This window comes from Eikenella sp. HMSC061C02, from assembly GCF_001809035.1.
Lineage (GTDB): Bacteria > Pseudomonadota > Gammaproteobacteria > Burkholderiales > Neisseriaceae > Eikenella > Eikenella corrodens.
Genome location: NZ_KV795519.1, coordinates 1 through 612 on the forward strand (window position 1 = coordinate 1; position 612 = coordinate 612).

Consider the following 612-nt stretch of genomic DNA (forward strand, 5'->3'; position numbering starts at 1 on the left):
ATACTATTTAAAAAGCCGCTAACGCCGTTTTTAACGTAATCAAGCCCCTGTTCGTAACTGGTAAAAGAGACGAAAGAAACGCCAAAGGCAGCCATTAGCTTGCCAATAGCATTCTGAAAAATCTTATTGATAAAATTGGTTAAAGTTTCCATCATTTAGCCCTTATTGATTTCACTACCAACATGCCAGCAATAAACATAAATACCGCTTTAATGACTGGCGATAACATATCTAAAAACTCACACATTTTGGAATAGCTGAAGGTCATGCTACGCCCCAAAACATTCATAGTTTTATCTTGCGGGCATTGGTTCGGATTGCGTAGGAAAAAATCCCCCTTCCAGCCTATGCCATCCCGAGATTTGGGGACACGAACGTCCCCAAGTTGACCGCTACCCGCGCCACCTTTAAACATGCCTTTGCCTTCAGCATCGCCAGAGCCTTCGCCCTTGCCGCTGCCTTCGCCTTTGCTTCCTTTGCCGCTGCCACCGTCCGAGCCTTCGCCCTTGCCGCTGCCTTCGCCTTTGTTGCCTTTGCCGTTACCATCGCCCGAGCTATCGCCCTGTCCTTCGCCCTTAGGCTGTTTGCCATCATCATGCTTTGGCTGTTTGC

1 protein-coding gene is annotated in these 612 nt (G+C 47.9%); it reads right to left on the reverse strand.

The features are described 5' to 3' along the window. Positions 1-151: 151 nt before the first annotated feature. A partial coding sequence (locus tag HMPREF2541_RS11810) for a virulence factor TspB C-terminal domain-related protein (protein WP_210387132.1) occupies positions 152-612 on the reverse strand: 461 nt, incomplete at its 5' end.